Annotated in this window: 19 protein-coding genes; 13 read left to right on the top strand and 6 right to left on the bottom strand. The window is 66.3% G+C overall.

Annotation, left to right across the window (positions count from 1 at the left end):
* Positions 1–49 precede the first annotated feature (49 nt).
* A complete protein-coding gene (locus AU187_RS20295) occupies positions 50–1,114 on the top strand; it encodes a phosphotransferase family protein (protein WP_059100846.1) in 1,065 nt (354 codons plus the stop codon).
* 69 nt (positions 1,115–1,183) lie between these two features.
* Here the strand turns inward: AU187_RS20295 and AU187_RS20290 are convergent, their stop codons facing one another.
* Complete coding sequence (locus tag AU187_RS20290) at positions 1,184–1,969, bottom strand: sulfite exporter TauE/SafE family protein (protein WP_059100845.1); 786 nt, start codon at positions 1,967–1,969, stop codon at positions 1,184–1,186.
* A 243-nt stretch (positions 1,970–2,212) separates the two neighbouring features.
* Here AU187_RS20290 and AU187_RS20285 point away from each other — a divergent pair, with 243 nt between their 5' ends.
* The gene (locus AU187_RS20285) at positions 2,213–2,716 is read left to right on the top strand and encodes a 2-isopropylmalate synthase (RefSeq protein WP_172800325.1); all 504 of its coding nucleotides are present in this window, start codon (positions 2,213–2,215) and stop codon (positions 2,714–2,716) included.
* A 10-nt stretch (positions 2,717–2,726) separates the two neighbouring features.
* Here the strand turns inward: AU187_RS20285 and AU187_RS20280 are convergent, their stop codons facing one another.
* Positions 2,727–4,211, bottom strand: a complete 1,485-nt coding sequence (locus AU187_RS20280; protein ID WP_059100844.1) for a cytochrome P450 — start codon at positions 4,209–4,211, stop codon at positions 2,727–2,729.
* Between the two features lie 118 nt (positions 4,212–4,329).
* Here AU187_RS20280 and AU187_RS20275 point away from each other — a divergent pair, with 118 nt between their 5' ends.
* A complete protein-coding gene (locus tag AU187_RS20275; protein ID WP_059100843.1) occupies positions 4,330–4,971 on the top strand; it encodes a TetR/AcrR family transcriptional regulator in 642 nt (213 codons plus the stop codon).
* Between the two features lie 19 nt (positions 4,972–4,990).
* Positions 4,991–5,848 (top strand): SDR family oxidoreductase, encoded by an 858-nt coding sequence (locus AU187_RS20270; RefSeq protein ID WP_059100842.1) that lies wholly within the window; start codon positions 4,991–4,993, stop codon positions 5,846–5,848.
* Here the strand turns inward: AU187_RS20270 and AU187_RS20265 are convergent.
* From AU187_RS20265 to AU187_RS20255, 3 genes are read right to left on the bottom strand one after another with little or no spacing between them, the layout of a single operon-like run.
* On the bottom strand, positions 5,845–7,023 hold the full coding sequence (locus AU187_RS20265; RefSeq protein WP_059100841.1) for an AAA family ATPase: 1,179 nt from the start codon (positions 7,021–7,023) through the stop codon (positions 5,845–5,847). The genes AU187_RS20270 and AU187_RS20265 overlap by 4 nt on opposite strands.
* Positions 7,024–7,027: 4 nt before the next feature.
* Positions 7,028–8,104, bottom strand: coding sequence for a DNA polymerase IV (locus AU187_RS20260; protein WP_059100840.1), 1,077 nt, complete (start codon positions 8,102–8,104; stop codon positions 7,028–7,030).
* Positions 8,105–8,162: 58 nt separating this feature from the next.
* Entirely contained in the window at positions 8,163–8,771 is a 609-nt protein-coding gene (locus AU187_RS20255; protein ID WP_059100839.1) for a TetR/AcrR family transcriptional regulator, read from the bottom strand.
* Between the two features lie 90 nt (positions 8,772–8,861).
* Here AU187_RS20255 and AU187_RS20250 point away from each other — a divergent pair, with 90 nt between their 5' ends.
* From AU187_RS20250 to AU187_RS20215, 8 genes are all read left to right on the top strand, one after another.
* On the top strand, positions 8,862–9,425 hold the full coding sequence (locus AU187_RS20250) for an NAD(P)H-dependent oxidoreductase (RefSeq protein ID WP_059100838.1): 564 nt from the start codon (positions 8,862–8,864) through the stop codon (positions 9,423–9,425).
* Positions 9,426–9,535: 110 nt separating this feature from the next.
* Positions 9,536–10,771, top strand: coding sequence for a nucleotide disphospho-sugar-binding domain-containing protein (locus AU187_RS20245; protein ID WP_059100837.1), 1,236 nt, complete (start codon positions 9,536–9,538; stop codon positions 10,769–10,771).
* Between the two features lie 428 nt (positions 10,772–11,199).
* Complete coding sequence (locus tag AU187_RS20240) at positions 11,200–11,448, top strand: redoxin NrdH (protein WP_059100836.1); 249 nt, start codon at positions 11,200–11,202, stop codon at positions 11,446–11,448.
* A 31-nt stretch (positions 11,449–11,479) separates the two neighbouring features.
* Positions 11,480–11,923, top strand: a complete 444-nt coding sequence (nrdI, locus tag AU187_RS20235; protein WP_059100835.1) for a class Ib ribonucleoside-diphosphate reductase assembly flavoprotein NrdI — start codon at positions 11,480–11,482, stop codon at positions 11,921–11,923.
* A gap of 44 nt (positions 11,924–11,967) precedes the next feature.
* A complete protein-coding gene (gene nrdE, locus AU187_RS20230; RefSeq protein ID WP_172800324.1) occupies positions 11,968–14,073 on the top strand; it encodes a class 1b ribonucleoside-diphosphate reductase subunit alpha in 2,106 nt (701 codons plus the stop codon).
* Positions 14,074–14,550: 477 nt separating this feature from the next.
* Entirely contained in the window at positions 14,551–15,354 is an 804-nt protein-coding gene (locus tag AU187_RS20225; RefSeq protein WP_059100833.1) for a class I SAM-dependent methyltransferase, read from the top strand.
* A 12-nt stretch (positions 15,355–15,366) separates the two neighbouring features.
* Positions 15,367–16,041, top strand: a complete 675-nt coding sequence (locus AU187_RS20220; protein ID WP_059100832.1) for a helix-turn-helix transcriptional regulator — start codon at positions 15,367–15,369, stop codon at positions 16,039–16,041.
* A 25-nt stretch (positions 16,042–16,066) separates the two neighbouring features.
* The gene (locus tag AU187_RS20215) at positions 16,067–16,405 is read left to right on the top strand and encodes a cupin domain-containing protein (RefSeq protein ID WP_502687779.1); all 339 of its coding nucleotides are present in this window, start codon (positions 16,067–16,069) and stop codon (positions 16,403–16,405) included.
* Positions 16,406–16,468: 63 nt separating this feature from the next.
* Here AU187_RS20215 and AU187_RS20210 read toward each other — a convergent pair whose 3' ends face one another.
* Positions 16,469–17,650, bottom strand: coding sequence for an NAD(P)/FAD-dependent oxidoreductase (locus tag AU187_RS20210; protein WP_059100830.1), 1,182 nt, complete (start codon positions 17,648–17,650; stop codon positions 16,469–16,471).
* Positions 17,651–17,801: 151 nt separating this feature from the next.
* On the opposite strand from AU187_RS20210, the gene AU187_RS20205 reads away from it, so the two are divergent.
* Positions 17,802–18,542, top strand: a complete 741-nt coding sequence (locus AU187_RS20205; protein WP_059100829.1) for a TetR/AcrR family transcriptional regulator — start codon at positions 17,802–17,804, stop codon at positions 18,540–18,542.
* The last annotated feature ends 84 nt before the right edge of the window (positions 18,543–18,626 follow it).

The following is an 18,626-nucleotide window of genomic DNA, read 5'->3' as shown; positions in this document are numbered from 1 at the left end:
TGTGCACAAGCCGCACTAGGTGAGTCCGGCGACCTGACACGATGGCTGCATGCCCGACGACACGCATCAGCTTCCGACCCTGAGTGAGGACGACCAGGCCGCCCTGCAGAAGTGGGTCCGGCAGCAGGGCCTGGGATCGACGGTCAGCGACGTCGAACCGCTGACCGGCGGGACGCAGAACATCGTGGTGCGGCTACACGTCGACGGCAGACCCATGGTGCTGCGCAGGCCGCCGTTGCACCCGCGGCCGACGAGCGACAAGACGATGCTGCGCGAGATCGCGGCGCTGCGCACGCTGGCGGGCACGCCGGTGCCACACCCCGGCTTCATCGCCGGCTGCGAGGACCGCAGCGTCCTCGGGGTGGTGTTCTATCTGATGGAGGAGGTCGACGGCTTCAACCCGGGCGACGACATGGCGGAGGCCTACGTGCGCGACCCGGCCATGCGCCATCAGGTCGGCCTGTCGTATGCGGCGAGCCTGGCGATGCTCGGGCAGGTCGAGTGGGAGGGCCGTCCGCTGGCCGCACTCAAGCGTCCCGGCTCGTTTCTGGAGCGTCAGGTCCCGCAGTTCCTGCGGCTGCTCGAGAGCTATCGGCACGACCGCTACGACCCCGAGTCGCTGGCCGTGACGGAACTCGCCGACTGGTTGGCGTCGAACGTGCCGCCGGAGGGGCGGCCGGGCGTCATGCACGGCGACCCGCATCTGAGCAACGTGCTGCTGCGCCGCGACACGCCCGAGCTGGCGGCGTTCGTCGACTGGGAGATGTGCACAGTCGGCGACCCGCTGCTGGACCTGGGCTGGATGTTGATCTGCTGGCCGCTGGAAACCAACACAATCACCGCGGGCGCGCAGCTCGCCGCGCTCGGCGGGCTGGCCAGCCGGCGTGAGCTCCTCGCGGCCTACCTCGCTGCGGGTGGCCGCGAAACTCCAAGTCTCGATTGGTATATCGCGATGGCGTGCTTCAAGTTGGGCATCGTGATCGAGGGCACCTGGTCGCGATTTCTGGTCGGCCAGGCCAGCCGGGACGCGGGTGAGCGGTTGCACGCCAACGCCCAGAACCTCATCGACCTGGGTACCCGGGTCGTCAAGGGCGACAGCCCGTTCGAGCTCTAGTAGCCGTGGCGAGCAGTCGCGAAGTGCCCCATTTTGCGGCGTGTCGAGGGCATTTCGCGTCTGCTCGCGCTAGGAACCGTAGGCGTCGATTCCCAGCTTGACCGCCAGCGCCACGCCCGCCGCGCCGATCACCACGCGCAGTGGGCCGGCGGGTGCGTGCCGGACGACGATCGGGCCCAGCCGCGACCCGACCAGGCAGCCGAGGCCCAACACCAGCGCCGCCCACCAATGCACCGGCGCCAGCAACGCGAAGATCACGGCCGCAACGGTATTCGCCACGCCGAGGACCACGTTCTTACCCGCGTTGGCCTGGGGGAGCGACGCGGGAGCCGCGCGCAGCAGCAGCGCGAGCAGCAGCACACCGGCCGCCGCGCCGAAATAGCCGCCGTAGACACAGATCAAGAAGATCGCCGACACCTCGAACAGCACTCCGGTTCGGTGCCGCAGGTGACTGGCTACCTGTGCTTCGGTGGATATCCGGCGCGGCAGCAGGATTGCGAGCGAGGCGACGCCGAGCAGGATCGGCACGGCCTTCTCGAAACCCTCCGCGGGCGTGGAGAGCAACAGCGCGGCGCCCGCCGCGCCACCGAGCACGGCGACCGGCAGGGTGCGCCTGATCCAGCGACCCTGGCCCTCGAGTTCGGGCCGCGAGCCCAACACCGAACCGATGCCGTTGAACACCAGCGCCACAGTGTTGGTCACATTGGCCGTCACCGGCGCCAGGCCGAACAGCAGCAGGGCGGGATAAGTGGTCACCGAGGCGAGGCCGGCGATGCTGCCGGTGAGCCCGCCGAGAATGCCGGCGGCGAACAGCAGCGCCCAGTTCACCCGTGGCCCGAACAACGCTCCAGCCATGCGGATGACACATGACTGGCCGACATCAGCCACACGTTACGGCCAAGGGGCGCGTCACGAGCCATGGAGGCGAACGGAATTGTCTTTGCAGCCGTGTGCGCGTGCGTCTACGATCGGACGCGTGCCGAGGCGACTCGTAGTAGCAACCCGCAGCGGGGTCTGATTCTGACCGACCCCTCGCTGTGGGTCGTCGCTACGTAGCTTTCCCTGTCGGTCGCTTCCTTTCGAAGAAGAGATCGGCACATGACCACCTCGTTCGCAACCGAATCCGCTACCAGCGCAGCGTCGCCCACGTTCGCGGCTCACATCGACGCCCCGATGCCGCGCGGCCTGCGGGAGGAGGCCTACGCGATGTCCTTCGAATCGTTTGTCGCCGAGTATGCGCCCAGTTCAGGTCCATTGCGGCTGGGCGACTGGAGCTGCATCGACGGTGACCGCCCCGCTACCCGGCTGGGGCCTCAGGCGCGCCAGTATCAGGCGACACTGGCGATCGGCGACCGGATCTGCACGACGTCGGCGGCCGCGCCGGGCCCAGTCGCCGCGCTGACATCGATGCTCTACGACCGGGGAATCGCACTGGAGATGACCGCTTTTCACCAGATGCACGCGGGCGAACGCACGGCCACCTTCATCCGCGGCTCCGACGGTATGCGGTCCGAATGGGCGATGGGGCTGTCCGACGATCCGACACAGTCGGCACTGAGCGCCGTCATCGCCTGCGCGAACCGCCTGCTGACTGCGGCCTGATCGCCGAAGGTCAGCGCAGCGGGCGCAGCACGATGTGCATGCCGTCCTTGGGTACCGGCATGCCGCCGTAGTCCCACTCCGTCGTGTAATCCGGGCGCGGCAGTTCGAGCCGGTACTTGCGCAGCAACCGGTGCAGGATGGTCTTCACCTCGAACTGACCGAACGTCATGCCGATGCACTTGTGTGCACCGCCGCCGAACGGGCTGAACGCATAGCGGTGCTGCTTGTGTTCGTTGCGGGGCTCGGTGAAACGTTCCGGGTCGAACTTCATCGGCTCGGGGTAGAACTCCTCGAGCCGATGGTTCATGCCCGGGTAGGCGATGACGTTCGTGCCCTTCGGCAGGTAGTAGCCCAGCAGTTCGGTGTCGCGCACGGTTTGGCGCATGGCCCACTGCACCGGCGTCACCAGCCGAATCGACTCGTTCATCACCAGATCGAGCGACTCCAGCTTCTCCAGCGCCTCGATGTCGACGGGGCCGTCGCCGAGGCGGTCGGATTCGTCGCGGCAGCGGTCCTGCCACTCCGGGTGCTTGGCCAGGTGGTAGATCATCGTGGTGGCCGTCGACGTCGACGTGTCGTGCGCGGCCATCATCAGGAAAATCATGTGGTTGACGATGTCCTCGTCGGTGAAGCTGTTGCCGTGCTCGTCCTCGGTGTGGCACAGCACCGTCAGCAGGTCGGAGCCCTCCTTGCCGCGACGTTCCTTGACCCGCTCCTCGAAGTAATCCTCCAGCAGCTTGCGGGCCTGCATGCCGCGCCACCAGGTGAACGGCCGCACCGGCTTGCGGATGATCGCATTGCCCGCGCGCGTCGTGGTGGTGAACGCCTGGTTCACCTTGGTCACCAATTCCTTGTCGGAGCCGGGCTCGTGCCCCATGAACACCATCGACGCGATGTCGAGCGTCAGTTCCTTCATGGCCGGATACATGAGGAAGCGCGGGTCGTTTGCCACCCATTGCTTGGCGATGACCTGAGACACCACCTTGTCGACCTTCTCCTGATAGCCGACCAGGCGACTGCGGACGAACGCCTCCTGCATGATCCGCCGGTGGAACATGTGCTCCTCGAAGTCGAGCAGCATCAGTCCGCGATGGAAGAACGGCCCGATCACCGGTACCCAGCCCTGTTGGGAGAAGTCCTTGTTGCGGTTGGAGTAGACGGCCTGCGCGGCGTCGGGGCCCAGCGCGGCGACGGCCGGCAAGGCCGGGGAATCTCCGTAGTACAGCGGCCCGTATTTGCGGTAGACGTGCAGCAGATAGTCCGGCCCGCCGCGGAACATCTCGATCATGTGGCCGATGATCGGCAGGCCTGCGTCGCCGATGACCGGCTTCAGGTCGCTACCCGCCGGTGGCAACGCCATCGGCTTCTGCGGAAAGTCGGTGTTGAGCAGCCTGCGCTCGACCAGGCCCATGCCCGGGAAGTTGTTGAACGACGGGGTCAGCCTGCGTTTGGCTTGGTCGAGCAGGTAATCCTTGGTGTTGATGGTCGTCGTCATTGGCATGCTCCTGCGCAGAAAGACTGTGGCCGTTGTCACTCTCATCCTCATCCTGAATGGCACACTTGACGCATGTCAAGTTTTGTCCTGGCGCGCCGCGGTGCGAAGGTCTAGGGCGATGACTGCTCAACCAGCGCCGCAGGCGCGTCGCAGCCGCGGCGACCGGCAGCGCGACGCGATCATCAACGCCGTCCGGGAACTGGTTCAGGAGCGTCCGTTCGCCGACCTGTCGGTCAGCACGATCAGCGAGCGTGCCGGGGTCGCCCGGTCCGGCTTCTACTTCTATTTCGACTCCAAGTACGCGGTGCTCGCGGTGATCCTGGCCGACGCGGGGGAGATGCTCGACAGCCTCACCCACCACTTCGCTCCGCGTGAGCCGGGAGAGACGCCGGAGGCGTTCGCCAAGCGCATGGTCGGCAGCGCCGCGGCCGTATACGCCAATGACGACCCCGTGTTGACGGCGTGTGCAGTCGCTCGCAACACCGACGCCAAGATCCGCGAGATGATGGACGACTTCTACGACGGCATCATCGAGAAACTCATCACGCTGCTCGAACAAGATGTCGACGCGCGCCCGATCTCCGATGACCTGCCCGCACTCGTTCGCACCCTGGCCGCGACGACGACGATGACGCTGACCCAGGACAGCACCTTCGTGGGCCGCGGTATCGATCCGAATCGAGCGATCGACGCGCTGGAGCGACTCTGGGTTGCGGCGTTCTGGGGGAGTCCGGAACCGTCCGGCCGGCCGCAGGGCTGAACACAGTATCCTCACCGCCATGGCGCACCCCGGCTTTGCGAACAAGCGTTGTTTTCTCACCGGGGCCGCCAGCGGCATCGGCCGCGCGACCGCGTTGAAGTTGGCCGCCGAGGGCGCCGAACTCTATCTCACCGACCGCGACGCCGAGGGCCTGGAGAAGACCGTCGCCGACGCGCGCTCGCTCGGCGCCGAGGTGCCCGAGTACAGAGCTCTTGATATCTCCGACTACGACGCGGTGGCCGCGTTCGCCGCCGACATCCACTCCCGCCACCCGGCGATGGACATCGTGATGAACATCGCCGGGGTATCGGCGTGGGGCACCGTGTCCACGCTGACGCACCAGCACTGGAAGTCGATGGTCGACATCAACTTGATGGGTCCGATCCACGTCATCGAGGCGTTCGTGCCGCCGATGGTCGCGGCGGGCACCGGAGGTCAACTCGTCAACGTGTCCTCGGCGGCCGGACTGGTGGCGTTGCCATGGCACGCCGCGTACAGCGCGAGCAAGTACGGATTGCGCGGGATGTCGGAGGTGTTGCGCTTTGATCTGGCCCGACACCGGATCGGGGTTTCCGTGGTGGTGCCCGGCGCGGTGAAAACGCCGCTGGTGCAGACGGTTCAGATCGCCGGGGTGGACCGCGAGGACCCCCGGGTGAAGAGGTGGACGGACCGGTTCGGCGGCCACGCGGTGTCACCGGAACACGCCGCCGAGTGCATCCTCAAAGGCGTTCGCCGTAACCGGTTCCTGATCTACACCTCGCCCGACATCCGGGCGCTGTATCTGTTCAAGCGCACGATGTGGTGGCCGTACAGCGTCGCGATGCGCCAGGCGAACGTGTTGTTCACCAAGGCACTGCGACCGGCGGCGCGCCGCTAACGCCGACCCCAGTCCCACGGCGGAGCAGACAGCATGCCCAACCCGTCGACACGCGTCTCCCCGAGATCCTTGTACAGCGAGATCTCCACAGCATCGCCGCCGTCACCGACCGGAACGGTGTCGAGGTACTCGAGCAGGGCCTTGCTGTGGGTGACGACGACGACCTGGGTGCCTCCTGTCGCTGCACGGATCAACGACGCCAACGGACGGACCAGGTCCGGATGCAGCGAGGTCTCCGGCTCGTTGAGCACCATCAGCGACGGGGGCTGCGGGCTGAGCAGCGCGGCGGCCCACAGCAGGAATCGCAGTGTGCCGTCGGACAATTCGGCCGCCCGCAACGGTCTCAGCATGCCGCGCTGCTGCAACTGCAGATCGAACAACCCGTCGTGCACGGCCACCGACACCGAGGCGCCGTCGAAGGCGTCGGCGATGGCCCGCTGTAGGTCGTCGAAGCCGGCTTCGAGGATGGTCTGGATCGCGGCCGCCAGGTCGCTGCCGTCGTCGGACAGGACCGGGGTCCTGGTTCCGACCGTGCGCTGTCGCGACGGCGCCGCGGCGTCGACCCGGAATCCGTCGTAGAAACGCCAGTTGCGCAACCGGTCCCGCACCGCGGCGAGTTCGGGATGTGCGCCGGGATGGGCGAACTCGGCGAGCACGCTGCGGTAGGGCGGTAGCGACTGGGACAGTTTGTCGAACCCTCGCCCGGACTCCGCGCTCGCCTCCACGTATTCGCGGGTTCGGCGCACCAGCGTCGAACTGCTACGCATGACCGGACCCGCGAACACGACCTCTCGCTTGATCTCCGGATCGCGCCCGAACAGCGATCCGTGGCCCGCCATCTGCGGCAGGCCCAGGTCGACGAGGTAGCCGAAATCGTCTGATGCAAAACCCATTTCGAGTGACACCGGACCGGTCCTCGTCGTGCCCTCGACGCGTCCGGTGCGACGGGCGCCGCTGGGCTGTTCGGGACCCGCCCACAGCACCGACTCCAGGCCACCCTCGCGCGCCAGTGACCCGATCACCTCGCCGCGGCCGCAGTCGGCCAGCAGGCGCAAGGCGCGATACAGCGACGACTTACCCGTCCCGTTGGCGCCGGTGACAACGGTCAGTCCCGCCAGCGGTAGGACGATGTCGCGCAGTGACCGGTATCCGCGGATCGCGACCGTGTGCAGCATTGGTTCAGTACCCGCCTTCGGGCGGCGTCAGTTCCAGCCGCACGCCCAGCAATCGGACGGGTCGGTCGAGCTCGAACTGGCCGAGGAGATCGAGTGCGGTTCGGGTGACAATTTCGGCGTCGACCGTCGGTGCGGGTAGCTTGCGGATCTTTGTCCTGGTGTAGAAGGTCTTCGTCCGCACCGTCACGGCCACCCGGCTGACGACCCGGTTCTGCCCGACGACCTCGCTCAGGGTCTGTTGCGCGAGATCGACGACGGCGCTGTCCATTTCGGAGCGCTCGGTGAGGTCGGTGGGGAAGGTGACGACATGGCTGCGCGAGCGCGGCACCCACGGTGTGGCGCTGACGTCGGTGTCGCCGCCGCCCTTGGCGAGCAACAGGATCCACAGCCCTGTCGTGGGGCCGAAGGTCGCGGTGAGCAGCGACGCGTCGGTGGCAGCGAGATCGGCGACGGTGGTGATGCCCATGGCCGCAAGCTTTTTCGCCGTCTTCGGTCCGATACCCCAGACGGCGTCCACCGCACGGTCGCCCATCACCGCCATCCAGTTCTCGTCGGTGAGTTGATAGACGCCCGGCGCGTCGTCGGCCCCGGGCACGCGCGTCGGCTTGCCGAATCCGGTGGCCACCTTGGCGCGCTGTTTGTTGTCGCTGATGCCCACCGAACACGACAGGCCCGTCTCGGCTGCGATCACCTCGCGGATCCGCTCGGCGAACCCGAACGGGGTCTGCGAGTCGTCGAGGTCGGCGCCGATGTACGCCTCGTCCCAGCCCCACACCTCCACGGGGTGCCCGAAGTTGCGCAGCAAGTCCATCACCTCTTCGGAAGCCGCATCGTAGGCGTCCGTGTCCAACGGCAGGAACGTCGCATCCGGGCACTTGCGAGCCGCGGTGCGCAACGGCATGCCCGCGTGCACCCCGTACGCGCGGGCCGGGTACGACGCGCAAGTCACGACCTTGCGGGGCTCGTCCGGATCGCCGTTGCCGCCGACGATGATCGGCAGCCCGGCGAGCGCCGGGTTGCGGCGGATCTCGACCGCGGCCTGGAACTGGTCGAGGTCGACGTGCAGTATCCAGCGTCTCATCGGAGCCGTCTGTCCCCCTGCCATTCGGGCGGGTGGTGCCCCCACTTCGCGCAAGCGCTCATCGCCCGCACAGCTTGCACGCCAACGTTTCCCAGGCATCGGCGAGTGACTCGAGCGTCGCGCCGCGCTCGTTGAGTTCGTGGCGCACGTAGTCCGCGTCGAGCAGGGCGAGCAGCGCGGCGGCCTGCGCGTCGAGGTCGCCGGTGGTGTCGGCGGCCTGCAGCAGCACGCGGACATGCTGATGGTGCAGCGTGGCGGGCGGGCTGAACCGCATCTGGGGGTCTCGGTTGGCATCGGAGAGCAGCGCGTGGTGGCTGTTCACGAACTCCAATCGGCCGCGGCCGTAGGCCAACAGCCGCTCGAGCGGCGGAGCGCCCGGCCCCAGTGGTGGGGGCCCGAACAGGAACGCCTGTTGCTGGGCCTTCTCGTCCTCGTCGAGCAGCACGAGCATCAAGCCCGCGCGGCTGCCGAACCGGCGGAACAATGTGCCCTTGCCGACGCCGGCGGCCGTCGCGATGTCATCGGTGGTGACCGCTTCGGCGCCGCGTTCGGCGATCAGCTTTCGCGCGGCGTCGAGAATCAGCGTGCGGTTGCGAGCGGCGTCACCGCGCTCGGGAGGGGTTGGGGTGGAAACCGGCAGCGCGTTGAGGGGACGAGGCGCGGCCATGTCAGCAGTTTAGTTCAGCCGGAATGATTCGGACTGCAGTCCGGTTGTGCTGTGCGAGGATTTTCACCGTCGACCGAGGAGAACACAAAGATGTCGGACACGTCGAACGCCAAGGTGCTGGTGCTGTTGGGCAGCCTGCGGGCAGGATCGGTCAACCGGCAGCTGGTCGAGACTGCGGTCGAGACAGCTCCGGAGGGCATCCGTCTGCAGTTGTTCGACCGGCTTGCTGAACTGCCCTTCTACAACGAAGACATCGACGACGGCCAGGCGCAGGGCGGAGTGCCCGAACCGGCGGTGGCGCTGCGGCGGGCCGCGGCGGATGCGGATGCCGCGCTGGTGGTCACCCCCGAGTACAACGGCAGCATCCCGGGTGTGCTCAAGAACGCGATCGACTGGTTGTCGCGGCCTTACGGCGATAGCGCGCTCAAGGACAAGCCGCTCGCGGTCGTCGGCGCGTCGCTTGGGCGCTATGGCGGCCAGTGGGCGCACGACGAGACGCGCAAGAGTTTCGCGATCGCTGGACCGCGCGTCGTGGAGGATTTGCGGCTGTCGATACCGACCGCCACGCTCGACGGCAGGCATCCGCGGGAGGACGCGGAAGTTGTCGCCGGGCTGCGTGACATCGTCGGCAAACTGGCCGCCGAGGTCGGCTAAGGGACCGGTTGCCGAATGCGAGCTGCGCTGGCGGGTGAGCCGATAAAATTCCGGCTCAAGGGCCGGCCCCCGGAGCGGCACGGCCTCGGAGCGAAGAGGCCGGTGAAGCCGTGGCCACGATCTTGGCGTACACCTCTCCGGCCTTCGGCAATCTCTACCCGCTGCTGGCACTGCTGGTCGAAATGCGCAATCGCGGCCACCGGGTTGTGCTGCGGACGTTGTCCGAGGGAGTCGGAATCGGCGGCGCGCTGGGGCTCGAATCCTCGGCCCTCGATCCGCGCATCGAGGCGGTGGCGATGGACGACTGGACCGCTGCCAACCCGAGAGCCGCACTCAGGGCCGCGTTTCGAGCTTTCGCCGAACGCGCGGTATACGAGGTGGAGGATCTCGCCGCGTCGATCGAGTCGGTATGCCCCGATGCCACGATCATCGATTCGAACTGCTGGGGTGCACCCGCCGTCGTTGACGCGGCATCGATGCCCTGGGCATTGTTTTGGTCCTACCCGCCGATTCTGAGATCGCGGAAGGCGCCGCCCTTCGGGCCCGGCCTGCGCCCATGGCCTGGACCGCTGGGTCGGCTTCGCGATGAGGCGCTGCGCCCACTCGTCGCTGGAACATTCGACCGTGCCATGCGCGAACCGCTCAACCGCGTGTGCGCGCAGGTAGGTGCGAAATCCGTTGTGTCGGGCCAGGATCTGGTCAGCCGCGCGCCGCTCATCCTCGTCGCGACTGCCGAGCCCTTCGAATACTCGCATCCGGATTGGGACGACCGAGTTCAAATGATCGGGCCTTGTGAATTCGATGTGCCTGATGATGTCTCGTTCCTGGATGGCATCGACCGCCCGATCGTTCTGGTCGCGACTTCATCGGAGCGACAGGCCGATGCTGTTCTGCCATCGACCGCGTTGGCCGCCATGAGCACCCGACCGGTACATGTCATCGCGACGTTCCCATGTGGGGTACCCGACGGCCTGGTGATACCTGACAACGCCACCGTGCGGACCTTCGTTGCGCACGGCGCCGTGCTCGACCGGGCTGTCTGCGCCGTGACCCACGGCGGGATGGGAGTGACTCAGAAAGCACTTGCGCGAGGAGTGCCCGTGTGCGTCGTCCCGTTCGGCCGCGACCAGTTCGAAGTGGCTCGCCGCGTTGAGGTCGCGCGCTGCGGGTCCCGGCTGCCGAGCAGGAAGCTGACCGCACCGCGGCTTCGGCGCAAGATCGACGAAGCGATGACGAGGGTCGACGGCGCGCGCCGGGTCGCGGCCGGGTTCGCATCGGCGGGTGGCGTCGCGCGCGGAGCCGACCTGGTCGAGCGCCGCCTGCTCGAATTCGATCCCACGCCCTAGGCGACGCCCTTGGTCGCTTTGCTGTCCGCCCGTCATGCATATCGAGTTGTCGGTGCCGACTGCTATACCTGCCGCAGGTACACGACACACCTCCGAGTGTGACGTGCGACACGCCGAGCGAGGTGGGCCTGATGAGCTTACGACCTGGGAATTCCAAGATTGTTATTCAGAACATCTGGTATTCCTTCGCAATGTCGGACACTAGGTGTAGTGTTTCGAGCACCGACAGGCCCCCACGATTCCAAGCTCGCTGAGGGTCGGCCGGAGCCCCCGAACCCGGTCGTGTCGGCGTCAAGGCACACCGGACGGTGGCCTCGGGCGACAGGAATTTTCAGGGTCTCCGGGCTGCTGAAATTCGATGAATCTCGGCCAGATGAAAGTGTTCGACCAGTTGCCAGTCCCAGTTCGCGACAGGAGCCGTACCGCAGATGACTCAGCACTCGATCACCGTGTACACCAAGCCCGCATGCGTGCAGTGCAACGCGACCTACAAGGCGCTGGATAAGCAGGGCATCGCGTACGAGAAGGTCGACATCACCCTCGACAGCGAAGCCCGCGACTACGTGATGGCGCTCGGGTATCTGCAGGCCCCGGTCGTGGTGGTCGGCAACGAGCACTGGTCCGGATTCCGGCCCGACCGCATCAAGGCCCTCGGAGCGGTCGCGGCGACGGCTTAGGGGTATCCGACGGGCAGAAAGGGAGAGCGCGATGAGCAATCTCGTCTACTTCTCCAGCGTCTCGGAGAACACCCACCGTTTCGTCGAGAAGCTGGGCCTGCCCGCTACCCGGATCCCGCTGCATGGACGCATCGAGGTCGACGAGCCCTACGTGCTGGTGCTACCCACCTACGGGGGTGGACGCGCCACACCGGACATCAACGACGGCGGCTATGTGCCCAAGCAGGTCATCGCGTTCCTCAACAATGAACACAACCGGTCGTTGATCCGCGGCGTCATCGCCGCGGGCAACAACAACTTCGGCGCCGAGTTCGCCTACGCGGGCAATGTCGTGTCCCGCAAGTGCGGCGTTCCGTACCTGTACCGCTTCGAACTGATGGGAACCCCGGACGACGTCGACGCCGTCCGATCGGGTTTGGAAGAGTTTTGGAAGGACCAGACGTGTCACCAACCGTCACAGCTGCAGAGCCTGTAGCGCCCGCCGCGCCGGCCACGCATTCGGCTTCGGGGGCCGGCGAGATGGATTACCACGCGCTCAACGCGATGCTGAATCTGTACGACGCCGACGGCAAGATTCAGTTCGACAAGGACCGCGAGGCCGCGCACCAGTACTTCCGCGAGCACGTCAACCAGAACACGGTCTTCTTCCACGATGTCGACGAGAAACTCGACTACCTGATCAAGGAGAACTACTACGAGCGCGAGGTGCTCGACCAGTACTCGCGCAACTTCGTCAAGAGCCTGCTCGATCGCGCGTACGCCAAGAAGTTCCGGTTCCCGACGTTCGTCGGCGCGTTCAAGTACTACACCAGCTACACGCTCAAGACCTTCGACGGCAAGCGCTATCTGGAGCGGTTCGAGGACCGCGTGGTGATGGTGTCGCTCACGCTGGCCGCCGGTGACACCGCGCTGGCCGAGAAGCTGGTCGACGAGATCATGGACGGTCGTTTCCAGCCGGCCACCCCGACGTTCCTCAACTCGGGCAAGAAGCAGCGCGGCGAGCCGGTTTCGTGCTTCCTCCTTCGCATCGAGGACAACATGGAGTCGATCGGCCGCTCCATCAACTCAGCGCTGCAGTTGTCCAAGCGCGGTGGTGGAGTTGCCTTGCTGCTGAGCAACATTCGCGAACACGGGGCGCCGATCAAGAACATCGAGAACCAGAGCTCGGGCGTCATCCCGATCATGAAGCTGCTCGAGGACTCGTTCTCCTACGCCAACCAGCTCGGCGCACGCCAAGGCGCGGGTGCGGTGTACCTGCACGCGCACCACCCCGACATCTACCGCTTCCTGGACACCAAGCGGGAGAACGCCGACGAGAAGATCCGGATCAAGACGCTGAGCCTCGGCGTCGTGATCCCCGACATCACGTTCGAGCTGGCCAAGAAGAACGAGGACATGTACCTGTTCTCGCCGTATGACGTCGAACGTGTCTACGGCTTGCCGTTTGCCGACATCTCGGTCACCGAGAAGTACTACGAGATGGTCGACGACGCGCGCATCCGCAAGACCAAGATCAAGGCGCGCGAGTTCTTCCAGACGCTGGCAGAGCTGCAGTTCGAATCGGGCTACCCGTACATCATGTTCGAGGACACGGTGAACCGGGCCAACCCGATCGACGGCAAGATCACGCACTCCAACCTGTGCTCGGAGATCCTGCAGGTCTCGACGCCGTCGCTGTTCAACGAAGACCTGTCCTATGCCAAGGTGGGCAAGGACATTTCATGCAACCTCGGATCGTTGAACATCGCCAAGGCGATGGACTCGCCGGACTTCGCGCAGACCGTCGAGGTGGCGATCCGGGCGCTGACCGCGGTGTCGGATCAGACGCACATCGCATCGGTGCCGTCGATCGAGCAGGGCAACAACGACTCCCACGCAATCGGGCTCGGGCAGATGAACCTGCACGGCTACCTGGCGCGAGAGCGGATCTTCTACGGGTCCGAAGAGGGCATCGACTTCACCAACATCTACTTCTACTGCGTGCTGTACCACGCGCTGCGCGCGTCGAATCGCATTGCGATCGAACGCGGTACGCATTTCAAGGGATTCGAAAGGTCGAAGTACGCGTCGGGCGAGTTCTTCGACAAGTACACCGAGCAGGTGTGGGAGCCCAAGACCGACAAGGTCCGTCAGCTGTTCGCCGACGCCGACATCCGCATCCCGACGCAAGAGGATTGGCTACGCCTCAAGGAGTCGGTGCAGGCACACGGCATCTACAACCAGAACCTGCAGGCGGTGCCGCCGACTGGGTCGATCAGCTACATCAACCACTCGACCAGCTCGATCCACCCGATCGCCTCGAAGATCGAGATCCGTAAGGAAGGCAAGATCGGCCGCGTCTATTACCCCGCGCCGTACATGACCAACGAGAACCTGGAGTACTTCCAGGACGCCTACGAGATCGGCTACGAGAAGGTCATCGACACCTACGCCGCGGCCACCCAGCACGTGGACCAGGGGTTGAGCCTGACGCTGTTCTTCAAGGACACCGCCACCACGCGCGACGTCAACAAGGCGCAGATCTACGCCTGGCGCAAGGGCATCAAGACGCTGTACTACATCCGGCTGCGCCAAATGGCTTTGGAAGGCACCGAGGTGGATGGCTGCGTCAGCTGCATGTTGTGAGACCGCCATGCCGAGTGTCGGGTGGACACCCGCGAAATGCGGATTGATGTTGGCTGACCCGACACTCGGCGTCGACCCTCTACACCTAGCGCTGCCATCGTTTGTGAATCTGACGACGCTTTTCGGCAATTTACGTCGTCAAATTCACAAACGGCGCTGCAGCGTCGACCCTCTGCACATGTGACCGTCCGGCGTTCGCCGGGCCGCCAGTAACCGCACGCGAACCTTGCGTTCGCGCGGCAAAAATCGCCAGTCGGCAGGGCCCAAAGGTAAGCCTTGCCTCATCCAGTATCGCCGTCTACATTAACCGGAAAAGTTTCCTCTAAATAAGGAGCCGGTCATGGCGAGCGATCCTGCTCTGGGTGTACGTCATCGACACCGCGGCCAGGTACCTGCCGAGCGGAGCGCCGCCGCGGACGCCTGCGTGATATTCACCGCGATCTTCGCGCTCTCGGCTGTCGGAAGGAGACAACGAAAATGACTGGAAGAGAGAACCTTCCACTTGCCCAGCGGTCCGACGCCGATCTGCCGGGGCACTGGCTGCTGGCGAGGCTGGGGAAGCGGGTGCTGCGCCCCGGTGGTCTGGAACTGACCACCCGCCTGCTCGCCGCGGCGGGTGTCCAGGGTGCCGACGTCGTGGAACTCGGGCCCGGTTTGGGCCGTACCGCGAGCGATATCGTCGCCCTGCGGCCGCGCTCCTATGTCGGTGTCGACGACACTGCCGCCGCGACGGAGGCCGTACGCACGATCGTCGCGCCTGTCAACGGACAAGTGGTGGTGGCCAACGCCGCCGACACCGGGTTGCCCTCGGGCAGCGCCGATGTCGTGATCGGCGAGGCGATGCTGACCATGCAAGGTGACCGCGACAAGCGGGCGATCGCCGCCGAAGCATTCCGCGTGCTGCGGCCGGGCGGGCGGTACGCCATCCACGAACTGGGTCTGAAGCCGGACACCCTCCCGCAGGACACCAAAGACGAGATCCGCCGCGACATGGCGCGCGCGATCAAGGTCAACGCCCGCCCGTTGACGACGGCGGAATGGTCTGCGCTGCTGACCGATGCCGGTTTCGAGGTGGCGACGGTCGACCATGCGCCGATGGCGCTGCTCAACCCGGCGCGAGTGCTGGCCGACGAAGGGTTGGGCGGAGCGCTGCGCATCGTGGGCAACCTGATTCGGCGCCGCGCAGCCCGCAAACGCGTCATTGGAATGCGCAAGACGTTCCATCGGTACCGGCGCGCCTTGACCGCCGTTGCGGTCGTCGGCGTCGTACCGGCATCGTGACAGACTCAGAGAATGTCAGCGCCCCGCCACGACCGCGATACTCCGCCCGACCGGGCGGCAGGCCAACAGCGACAGCGTGTCCTGAACCTGTTGCGTTCGGCGACGGGACCGGTCGACGTGCAGCACGTCGCGGACACCTTGCAGATACACGTCACGACGGCCCGGTTTCACCTGAGCACGCTCGAGGGCCAGGGCTTCGTCCGGCGCAGCGGCGGTGTGCGCAACCGGGGGGCAGGCAGGCCGAGGCTGACCTACGAGATCGCGCCGCGACTGGACTACGCGGAGATCGTGTCGCTGTTCGCCGCGCACCTGGGCGGGACCGTCGAGGAACGCGAAGAGCGCGCACTGCGCATCGGTGCAGACCTCGCGCATCGCGTGCACTTGGCGCGGCCGCGCGCCGAAACCTCGGTGGGCGACCTCGTCGTGCTGACACTCAACGAGCTCGGTTTCCAGGTGCGCTCGGTGTTGACCTCGTTCGGCGAGATGACGGTACAGATCTGCACCTGCCCGCTGGCCGAGGTCGCCGCGTCGGCGCCCGAGGTAGTCCGCGGCATGCAGCAGGGGCTCATTCAGGAAGTGATCGATCTGAACGCCGACGCGATCGGTGCGCGGTACCAGGTTTCGGTGGTACCCGATGCGCGCGGTGGCTCCTGCGAGATCGGCTTGGTGTTGCGCCCGGGACCGTAAATGCCTGGGCGAGAAGGGAAAACCCGTGGCCAGTCAGACTGTCCAGTCGTTGTCGACGATGGCCGATGAACAGCTCACCTCGGCGAAGGCCGCTTCCTCCGGCCGCTCGGCGCACACCGTGTACGGCGGCCGAGGGCACATGCTGCGGCAGACCCTGCTGGCGCTGGCCGCGGGCCACGGGCTCGATGAGCACGAAAGCCCGGGCGAGGCAACGTTGTTGGTGTTGCGCGGCCGGGTCCGGCTGAACGCCGTGAGCGGCGCCGTTGACGGCATCGCGGGCGACCACATCGCGATTCCCGCGGAACGGCACAGCCTTTCGGCCCTCGAGGACTCGGCGGTCATGCTGACGGTCGTCGCCAAATAGCCGCGCCATACCGAGCCGTGGACGCGAATCTGCGAAGTCCCCGCGACAACCAGCCGTTCGGCTTCACCTGACCGTGTGCTGGGGCCCCTGTGCCTTCTTGTACAGCGCCTTGAGCATCCGGTCGCGGAACGCGGCGTTGTCGATGAGCTTGATGCCGGCATTGGCGAAGCGGGGATACCCGAGCAGCTTGTGGAAGTAGCGGCCGCGCCGGTATTCCCGACCCCAGGCCGCCTCCATCCGCTGCGCGTAGTTCGTGAAGTCGTCGGGCCCGCCATTCTGCAGCGCGGCGATCGCACATTCACCCGCGGCCAGACCCGACTCCAGTGCCTTGGAGATGCCCGCACCGGAAGCCGGCTTGCCGGCGCCCAGCGAGTCGCCGGTGAACAGCACCCCCGGACGCCACGGCGGCCATGCGGTGAAGCCCATCGGCAGGCGCCACGCTCGCACGCTCTTGTTCTTCTTGAGCTCTTCGATCGGCGGCAGTTCCCACTCAGGCGGCAACGTGCGCAGGAACTCGCCGAGGAACTGCGTCGCGTTGATCGACTGCCAGTTCTTGTAGCTGTTGACGTAGCCGAGCCCGATGTTGAACACGCCGTTGCCCATCGGGAACACCCAGCCGTAGCCCGGCAGCTGATCGCCTTCGAAAACCAGCTTCAGGTAGATGTCGAGGCTGTCGGAGTCGGGACGGTTGGCGGGCATCTCCGAGCGGATCGCGATCGCCGAGTAGCCGTTGTATTCCGAGTCGATCTTCAGCGCCCGCTTGATCGGCGAATAGGCGCCGTCGGCCGCGATCACCGCGTCGCCGTGGACCTTCTCGCCGCTCTTGAGCGTCACGCCGACCACCCGGCCGTTCTCCACGATCGGCCCCGTCACCTCCGCGCCCTGGCGCACCTCGGCGCCCGCGGACTCGGCGTGCTTGAGCAGCACCGTGTCCAAGTGGGTGCGGCTGACGGTGTGGCCGTGGTCGGGCATGCCCGGCCGACGCGGGAACGACAGCTCCCACTGGCTGGGGCTGAACACCGTGACGCGGTTGACCCGGTGGAACGTGGCGACCTCGTCGGCCAGCCCCATCTTCTGCAGGTAGCTCACCGCGCGGGCCGTCAGCCCGTCACCACACGGCTTGTCGCGGGGGAACTCGGCCTTGTCGAGGACCACTACCTTCGCGCCGGTCTGCGCGGCCTGCCACGCGGCGGCCGAACCCGAAGGCCCGCCACCCGCGATGATCAGGTCGTATCGCTGGGTCATGAATCTCGTCTCGTCGATCGGCTGTCGCAGCGATCTTACCTGCGGCGAGACCGCCTCTCTTGTCGGACGGAGTTGCCTGGCCAGCGCCCCGCGAAACACGGCGCGGCATGGTCTGAGCAGGTCAGCGCCGCTTGAGCGGTAGAGTGGCCGGGTGCGACGAGGGTCCAGGCCACGCTCGAGTGGTGAGCCGGGTGTCAAGGTGGACGCCCGCAGCGAACGCTGGCGCGAGCACCGCAAGAAGGTGCGCGCCGAAATCGTCGACGCCGCCTTCCGCGCCATCGACCGCCTCGGCCCCAACGTCAGCGTGCGGGAAATCGCTGAGGAGGCCGGCACCGCCAAACCCAAGATCTACCGGCACTTCACCGACAAGTCCGACATGTTCGCCGAGATCGGCCAGCGCATGCGGGACATGCTGTGGGCGGCGATCATTCCGTCGATCGACGTGGAGAAAGACTCGGCCCGCCAGATCGTCGGTCGCGGCGTCGCGCACTACGTCGAACTCGTCGACCGCCACCCGAACGTCGTGCGCTTTCTTCTGCAGGGCCGGTTCGCCGACCAGTCGGCGGCAGCGATGACGACCGTCAACAAGGGCAGCGAGATCACCCTGGCCATCGCCGACATGATCAGCGCGGAACTGAAGGATCTGGCGCCCGAACCCGCCGCCTTCGAGCTGGCCGCGTTCGCGATCTTCGGCACCGCCGCCTCAGCCACGGACTGGTGGCTGGGTGCCGACGATGATCGCCCCCGCCGGATGCCAGCCGATGAGTTCGTCGCGCACATGACGACGATCATGGTGGGCGCCATCAACGGCACGGCCGAGCTGCTCGGCATCAAGATCGAACCCGACCAGCCCATTCACACCGCAGTCCGCAAGCAGCAGCCCGTCGCCTGACGGCGCGTTGACACCTTCCGGCCGAGGCCGGAGACTGGGCTCAAGTATCCGGTACCGGCGTTCCCAGGAACGGGCCACATCGAA

The sequence above is a fragment of the Mycobacterium sp. IS-1556 genome (genome assembly GCF_001499985.1).
In the GTDB taxonomy this organism is placed as follows: Bacteria; Actinomycetota; Actinomycetes; order Mycobacteriales; family Mycobacteriaceae; genus Mycobacterium.
This window is presented reverse-complemented; position numbering and strand designations above follow the sequence as displayed.